At 36.8% G+C, this 5529-nt stretch carries 1 protein-coding gene; it reads right to left on the bottom strand.

The window, feature by feature from the left end; translation table 11 throughout:
• Positions 1 to 1153 precede the first annotated feature (1153 nt).
• On the bottom strand, positions 1154 to 5170 hold the full coding sequence (locus tag B0E43_RS00170; protein ID WP_077346043.1) for an Ig-like domain-containing protein: 4017 nt from the start codon (positions 5168 to 5170) through the stop codon (positions 1154 to 1156).
• Positions 5171 to 5529: the final 359 nt, after the last annotated feature.

The raw sequence follows: 5529 nt of genomic DNA, 5'->3' as shown, positions 1-5529 counted from the left end.
TCGCTTCACTTAATGAAAATGATTTTCAAATGTGTGAAATGCATATTATATATTAATATTTGGAATTTTTCAAAATTAGAATTCCTAGAATGTATAATTGAATTGGAGTTTATTGTAAATGAATGAACGGAGGATTTTCTATCAAGATTTAAAGTCCTAAAAAACCATTCTTCTCTCGGAAAAATAAGTAAGGTATAGAAGTAGAATAAACTGGCTACAACTTGAATGTACATATGGATAGGAGGGAGTGCAGGATTTGAATGGACCTTTACTTGAATGCCTTCCATTAGCTCAACTATAAGGCTTCCTGGGATGGAAAGCCATTTGAATGAAATGCCCAATGTTGACCAGAATTGTATGTGAAAAAAAGCATTATTTTTTTCGCATAAAGAATTAATGCTCAGGGATATTTGAGGATATAGGGTGGAATTGTAGATGAATTGTGCATAATGTGGCATTTTGCCTTATTTTCGATTAATATGATTAAATTCCCGAATTTGATTATGAAATGATTTTGGAAAATGAGGCGGGATTTCCTGTTGTCAATTATAACCTTAAGACGTTTCGTGATAATGAATCATCTTCCTAAAAACTAAGTGTCTCCAAAGGAGTCTTTTATTGCAAAATAGCTAAAAGCCTTGATGAATTAAACCATCGTTAATTCAATTATAAAATCAGGATATTCTGGTAATTGCCAGTAGTGTATTTTAGATCTATAATTGATTTTTGACACCGATACTACGACATTGTTCGAAAAAATCCCCAACCAAGATTAGCTCAAGTTACCGAAGCGGGTATATTTTCAATGAAGAAGAACAAAAAGATATTTTGATCGACTGGAAATGTAAAATAGGAACAATTTGAAAAACTCCTGTTCAAATGAATTCAATAAATTAAAATGTTGATTGCACTATCAAGAAACCTAATGCAATTAATGATTGCTAGCAATCCAGTGTTGATTAAATGTAATTTATGAAGTTGTAAAAATTTTGTAATTAACCATCCAAACATTTTGTTATTTCCTTCCAATAAAAAGTAAAAGAAAACACAAAGAAATTAATTGCTGGTTCTAAAAAAATAAAATCTTCTCAAAAAAAAGCAGGATCGGAATTTCCGATCCTGCATTGTTTAAACTGATACTTGGAAATTCACATTATAGTTTAATCAGTTTATGAGATTGGAATCCTTTATTACCAAAATTTAGCCTGACCACATAAATTCCCGACTTAAGAAATGCAAGGTCCAAGGTCAATGTACCCTGACTAGTGTTAAATTCTGAATTGAACATTTCAATTCCCCGCAGGTCAAATACTGAAACTATTCCTTCATAATCGGCTGGATAATCATCAAAGAAAATATTCAAATGGGATGTGGTTGGGTTAGGCCCCATTACAATACCATAACCTGATCCTATTCGATCCTCTTTAGCCAACTCAATTTCATTATTAAAATTTGAATTGTCTGCTGCTATTGGTTTTGGTGCTATTACCTTAAATCGAATCGGATCTGACATGGTAGTTTGACCCTTGGAATCTGTGATTTTGGCAAAGACCAAATAATCCCCAACCTTGATGTCAGCCCACATAAATTGATTCTGCCCTTCAGAAAGTGAGATCAAAGGCGAGTACCAGTTGAAGAATTCGACTTTACTTACTTTTTCTGAAACACTTGCATCTAGTATAACAGGGTCTTTTCCAAATTCAAAAGTTTGGGTATCATAAGGCTGGGTCATTTCAACTTTGACAAGTGAATTTGAGGTTTTGCTAGTTTCAGATTCCGTGGTTCTTGCTCCTGGGGAGTTGACTCGGAATTTTACGGTATTGGAAGTCGATGTTCTGCCATTTGTGTCCGTAACAATTGCATGAATCTGAAAATCACCAACTTCTATTCTGGTCCAGTCAAACTCATATGGGAATGACGTATCTGCCACCAATGGTAAACCCCAATTGAAAAATTGAATACTTTGAATAGAAGCTGAACCTGAGACATCTGCCTTTAGCTTCACCAATTGCTGACCCAAGGTAAAGGTTTGATTATTATAAGGTTGGCTGAGATTTACGCTCAAGTTTGGGTTTGGGGATTTTACTGTAAACTTAATTGGGCTAGTGGTAAAGACTACACCTCTGTTGTCAGTGACTTTAGCGTGAATGTTATATGTGTCTGGTTCAATTCTAGCCCAATTAAATTCGAAGTTTCCTGTTGAAACCGTAACGAGAGGAAATCCCCAATTGAAAAATTCAATTTTCGAAATCGTCAATCCTGAGGTAGAGGCATTAGTTCTCAGAATCACTTCCTGACTTCCTTGTTCAAATGTTGAATTATTTATAGGCGAAATCATTTGAGCTGTATAGTTGGGACTGTCTGCAGCTTCGTCTCTTACGCTAAATCTGACTGTACTTGAGGAAGCACTGAGGTTGACTTCATCTATCACTTTTGCATAAACCTGATATTCGCCTGTTTGAATTGTACTCCAATTGAAAGTGTAGGGTGGGGCAGTAACGGTTGTGAGAAGATTACCCGAGTTGTAAAATTCTACTTGCTTAATCTTTCCTTCCGGATCTTGTGCATTTGCCACCAATTCTACTGGATTCACTCCTTTAATAAATACCTGGTTATTGGTAGGTTTGGTGAGAGTAATTGTTGGTGACTGGTTTGTACCAAGAGTTGTTTCATTGGATACTTTCGCCAAAAGAACTGAACCGTAACTCGGGATTGAAACCGATCCACTGAAGGTTTGATTCTTTGAATTAATGTAAGTTCCATTCAGTCCCCTTTGAACAGGTGAGCCTGTTGGATTATAAGCAAAAAAGATGTAGGAATCTTTGTCGATGTCCTGAGTAGTAGCTTTGCTTATTTTAATGTTATCCAAAAGAATTTCTGACGCACTTGGAGGGATCCGAATAACAATACTTTCGTTACTTTTTGAGATAAGGGAACTCAATAGCACCTGATGTGAAACAGCACTGGATGTGGTTGACACTTTGCCATTCCCTGCACCTTTATCCATATTAAACGTTCCTTCGAGGAACAGTTCCACTGGAATGTTTGCCGGGGTGCCTCGCATTTCAAATTCCACAAGAATTTTTTCTCCAGGCTGAATACTACCAATCTGAATATATGCTGTTGCATTACCAGAACTATTTGGATTTATTCTCAAAGTACCTCCAGAAATTCCACTTGAAATCAATTGAGAGGTAGCACCGTAAACACCAGCAATAAGAGAGGTGTTAGTACTGAAGTTACTTTCTTTGATTAATGCTGAGGAGAGAACTTTGAAAGTGGGTAGTTTGAGATTAGGCTTTACAGCATTCCCATCAAATCCAAAACTGGAAGACCAATTGCTGAGATTTCGATCTATGCCTGGCTGTGCATCACTAGACCCTCTGGTTCGGATGAAAAAGTCGTTATTGAAAGGATCGAGAAAATAGTTGGAGGAAAAGGTCCCGACCGAACCGATATCATTTAAGATCGAATAAACAGAATAGACATGGTCGGTTGGGTCAATAGATGAAAACTGATTTTGAGATACAGTTACATTTCTGATAGGACCACCCATAGTACTATGAGTGAATTGCACTTGGCTTCTGGATTTATAAAAGAGGTTTTCGGTTATTTCAATATTGTTGGCATTGTGAAGGTAGATACTTTTGCCGCTCATGAAGGCAACCGTGTTTTTGTTAACTTTTACTCCGGCGCTATTGTCATCGATATAAATGCCTTCTGCCATATCTACATCCTCTAAGGTTCCGAATTTTGTGCCTTTTCCATTGAGAACGATATTTCCGGTAATTTCACGACCGATATTATTAGTGGTGCTTAGCCCATCAGAGTTGGTATAAATCCCACCACCATCTTGCTTAAACAGGCAGAAATTATCGATAAAGTTGTTTACAACTTTAGTATAGCTCCCCCCAAAATGGATAGCGTTAAAGCCCACATTAGTCAGACTGTTTTTTTCTATCAGACTTCTTTCCCCATTGCTGGCCAGATAAATCCCAACACCTGCCAAATCACTGCTTTTTGCCATACCTTGAAAAGGCATCGTGTTTGTAATCGTATTTCCACGGACAATAGCTGCAGGAGTGCCATATGCCATAAAAATCGCGGAATTTAAGGAGTAGTTTATTTGATTGTTTTCGATTACCAAGCCTCGAATGTCATATGTGGAGATTGCATTTTCACCGGCAAAATCCAGAACATTGTTTTCAATTTTCACATTCTCACTTCGGGAGATATTCAACAAGTGACTATTAGATCCTTTGAAGTGAAGATTTGAAAAAGTCAAATTGTTAGTGGAAGCGTTATTTATTACCAAATTATCCAAAGTGGCAACCGATACATTCACGGTACTAGTATTGAACCCGTTCAGATTGACTGTCAATCTTTTTGAACTAGGATCATAACTCCATTCTCCAGATTGATCCAAAATCGATGGATGGTTTTGGATAAAATATCCATAATTCCTTTGGGGAACATAATGACTTTCGTTTAGTCTGAAATTAATAGTAGTACCCCCAATGTAATCAATTGGGTGTCTGTCAATGATCCAGTTATTTTTCCGAATTACCACTTCCCCACCAGAACCACTATAAGGATTGCCTGTTTGGGTAGCAATACTCGTATTTGAATTGACGTTGGCTATCCGCAAATAACCACCATCAGCCGAACCACTATTTGGGAACCTTCCAATTTCTTTAACCTGGTCATTGATCAGGAGGACTTGCACCTTACTTATATTAAAGGAGCTCAAATCTGCCTGGTACAATCCACCACCTATCGAAACGAAGTTGGAAACTCTTACTAAAGAAGTGATAACTGGCCTGGATCCTGTACTATACGATGTAAAAAGGATAGGTGCTCCTGCGGAACCTGACTTTGTGATCCTTATAGTTCCATAAAATACTTCTCCTGCTTTGAAAAAAATTCGATCGCCTCCTTTAAGGATACTTGAAATGGAATTGAGTTTGTCGATAGATTTCCAAGGTGTGGCGGAATTTTGAGCTTCAGTTGAACTTCTGCTGTCATTTCCAGAACTGGAGGAAAAATAATAATCTGTAGCGTATCCAAGTTGGAAGGAACAAAATAGGGTGAAAAGTGTAAGAATTAGGTAGTTCTTTTTCAAGCTGGGGAAATACCATGCCCAGCTTTTTCCGCAAGTAATGTTTTTCATGATTGATTGTTCGTTGGGGTTCTACAAAAAAATTGACAAGTACTATGCCAATGAAAAATGTATTTTAAAAGCACTTTAAATACTTTCATTAGTCTAGTGACTAATGAATTAAACTAACGTTCCCAATTTCAAACATATTACTAATTTAAACTGATAGAGTAGAACGCAGCTGAAAGGTGAGGTCATTGGATTTGTTCTCCCCAAAAGAAATTATTAGGAATAATGCATTGCTTTGGATTTCGTGAAGCCCGCTAATAAATGAATTAGTTGAAAATTGAAGTAAAAGCTTACTGAATATATGAATAGAGGGTTTTTGTTCCCATGAGGCTTATTATAATAATTTCTGAAAGCTCTTTGTA

The organism is Algoriphagus sp. A40 (assembly GCF_002002735.1).
In the GTDB taxonomy this organism is placed as follows: domain Bacteria; phylum Bacteroidota; class Bacteroidia; order Cytophagales; family Cyclobacteriaceae; genus Algoriphagus.
Note: the sequence above shows the minus strand (reverse complement) of the source record. Positions and strands in the feature narration are given on the sequence as shown.